At 68.0% G+C, this 3,009-nt stretch carries 3 protein-coding genes; all 3 read left to right on the top strand.

Annotated features, from left to right (window positions below; genetic code table 11):
* Positions 1-534 (top strand): helix-hairpin-helix domain-containing protein (locus tag GJ632_RS20625; RefSeq protein WP_343161296.1); only part of this gene is annotated, 534 nt, incomplete at its 5' end.
* Positions 535-808: 274 nt separating this feature from the next.
* A complete protein-coding gene (locus tag GJ632_RS20630) occupies positions 809-1,705 on the top strand; it encodes a class 1 fructose-bisphosphatase (RefSeq protein WP_191453900.1) in 897 nt (298 codons plus the stop codon).
* Positions 1,706-1,789: 84 nt separating this feature from the next.
* Positions 1,790-3,009: acyl-CoA carboxylase subunit beta (locus tag GJ632_RS20635; protein WP_191453901.1), on the top strand; the 1,220-nt coding region annotated here is incomplete at its 3' end.

Consider the following 3,009-nt stretch of genomic DNA (forward strand, 5'->3'; position numbering starts at 1 on the left):
CGACGCGAGGAGTGCGGAGTCGGCGTGGCAGGCCGGGAGCGTCGAACCCGAGGGGGCGGACGAGCAGTCGTCGACCGACGGCGAGTCCGCGTGGCGGTCCTCGGCGACGGCGTCCAGCGACGACGGCCGACGCGGGACGGCGAGGCGGCGTGGCGGGCGAAGGCCGGCGACGACGAGGCGACGGGGAACGAGGCGGGCGACGACGAGGCGACGGGGAACGAGGCCGGCGACGACGAGGCGGCGTGGCGCGAACGGGCGACGGCGTCGCCGGGGACGAGTGACGACGACACCGGCGAGGCGTCCCGCGCCTCGGCCACCGACGCGGAGGCGGCGTGGCGCGAACAGAGCGCACCGACGCCGGTGACGGCCCTCGAAGCGGTGGACGACGCCTACGCCGACAGACTCGCCGACGCCGGCATCCGGTCGATTCGGCGACTCGCCACCGCCGACCCGGAGAGCGTCGCCGACGCCCTCGAACTCGACCGGCGACGGGTCGAACGGTGGTGCGAGGCGGCCCGCACCGCCCTCGACTGAGCCGCCACCGAGAGAAGTTTTTACTCTTCGAGTTAATTTCTCTGTACGCCATTTTCGGCATTTCAACCGCTATAGAACGCACATAACCGGATTGTGGCTTGAAAGTCACAGATTCCTAACGACACCAGTTTTATATATTTGCTGACCCGACTCGAAACCGATGAGAACCGGTGACGCGACCGACGGAAGCGGCCCCGACCGGCCGTCGGCGACGCGCCGGCGGACGCCCCCTGTTGCACGCTCTGCCACGACACGCGGAGGTGCGTTCTGACCGATGGCCACCGAGGAGAAACCAACTTCGACGGAGACGGCATCGAACGAGACGACTATCACCCAGATTCTCGACGTGGTGGCCCGCGCGGCCCCCGAGATTCGCGCGGGACTCCCCGGGCGGCGCATCTACGCCGAGCAGAACAACCCCTCCGGGGAGACGCCGATGGAGGCGGACATCTACGCCGACGAGATGCTCTGCGAGCGACTCGGTGACCTCGACGGCGTCGGCGAGTACGCCAGCGAGGAACGACAGGAGGTCATCGACACGGGGTCCGGGCTCTCCGTCTGCGTGGACCCCCTCGACGGTTCCTCGAACCTGAAGCCCAACAACACGCTCGGAACCATCCTCGCCGTCTACGACGCCCCGCTTCCGGCCGCCGGGTCGGACATGGTCGCCGCGGCGTACGTCCTCTACGGCGCGACGACGACGATGATAACCGCCTACGACGATACCGTCACCGAGTACGTGGTTCAGGACGACGGCGAGTACGAGGCGGTCCGGGAGGACGTGACGCTCCCCGAGGACCCGTCGGTGTACGGCTTCGGCGGCCGCGTCCCCGAGTGGATAGACTCCTTCACGGAGTACGTCCGCGAAGTCGAGTCGGACCCGAGCATGAAACTCCGCTACGGCGGGTCGATGATCGGCGACGTGAATCAGGTCCTCACGTACGGCGGCATCTTCGCCTACCCGACGCTGACGGACCACCCCGAGGGGAAACTCCGCGTCCAGTTCGAGGGCTACCCCGTCGGTTACATCCTCGAAACCGCCAGCGGACGCTCCTCCGACGGCGAGCAGTCGCTGATGGACGTGGAGAAGGACGGCCTGCACGCCCGGACGCCGGTGTACGTCGGCAACGAGGAACTGGTCGAGCGACTGGAAGCGGCACTCGACGACTGAACGACTCGGCGCTCCCCCAGTCGCCGGCCGTCCGGCAAATTCTACATAGAAAACAATTTTGAACTACCCCGCACAGTCCGGGGTATGAAGGTCCGAATCGGTGCGGACGCGACCGACGACGAAGCGTCTGCCATCGCGAACGCCCTCGCACGACACCTCGACGCGGCGGTCGAAGTGTACGCGGGCGACGGGGACGACCCCGCCGCGACGGCCGACGCACCGACGACAGAGTACCCGTTGGACGACGAGTTGGGCCCGACCGACCGGGAGGCGAAACTGCGCGAGGAGATACGGGACATCCTCGAGGGCGGGCCGGCGAAGTACCGCGACCGCCTCGGCGAACAGGGGAAACTGTTCGTCCGCGACCGTCTCGACCTCTGGTTCGGCTCGACGGGCGCGTCCGCGGACGAGGGTTCCGACGAGAACGGCATCACCTTCGAGGACGGCAAGTTCGCCCACTTCGACGGCTGGCACCCGGACAGTCCCGAAGTCGAGCGACCGGACGAGAACAACCGCCTGCCCGCCGACGGCCTCGTCACCGGCGCGGCGACGTTCGAGGGCCGCGACCTGCACTTCATGGCGAACGACTTCACCGTGAAGGCCGGGTCGATGGCGCGGCACGGCGTCGAGAAGTTCCTGCGGATGCAGCAACGCGCGCTGAAGAACGGCAAGCCGGTCCTCTACCTGATGGACTCCTCCGGCGGCCGAATCGACCAGCAGACGGGCTTCTTCGCCAACCGCGAGGGTATCGGGAAGTACTACTACAACCACTCGATGCTCTCGGGGCGCGTCCCGCAGATATGCGTCCTGTACGGCCCGTGCATCGCGGGCGCCGCCTACACCCCCGTCTTCGCCGACTTCACCGTCATGGTCGAGGGGATGTCCGCGATGGCCATCGCCTCGCCGCGCATGGTCGAGATGGTCACCGGCGAGGAGATTTCGATGCAGGACCTCGGCGGCGCGCGGATGCACGCCGAGGAGTCCGGTAGCGCCGACCTGGTCGCCCGCGACGAGGCGCACGCCCGCGAACTCGTCGCGCAGTTGCTGTCGTACCTCCCCGACAAGGCGGGCGAGAAACCGCCGCAGTCGGAGACGGTCCCTCCGAAGTACTCGCCCGACGGCATCGACGAACTCATCCCGGAGGCACCGAACCGGCCGTACGACGTTCACGACCTCCTCGACAGGGTCGTCGACGCCGAGTCGGTGTTCGAACTCAAGCCCGACTACGGGACGGAGATCGTCACCGCGTTCGCCCGCATCGACGGCCGTCCCGTCGGCGTCGTCGCCAACCAACCCGCCCAGCG

Source organism: Halogeometricum sp. CBA1124 (assembly GCF_009741955.1).
Classification (GTDB): domain Archaea; phylum Halobacteriota; class Halobacteria; order Halobacteriales; family Haloferacaceae; genus Halogeometricum; species Halogeometricum rufum.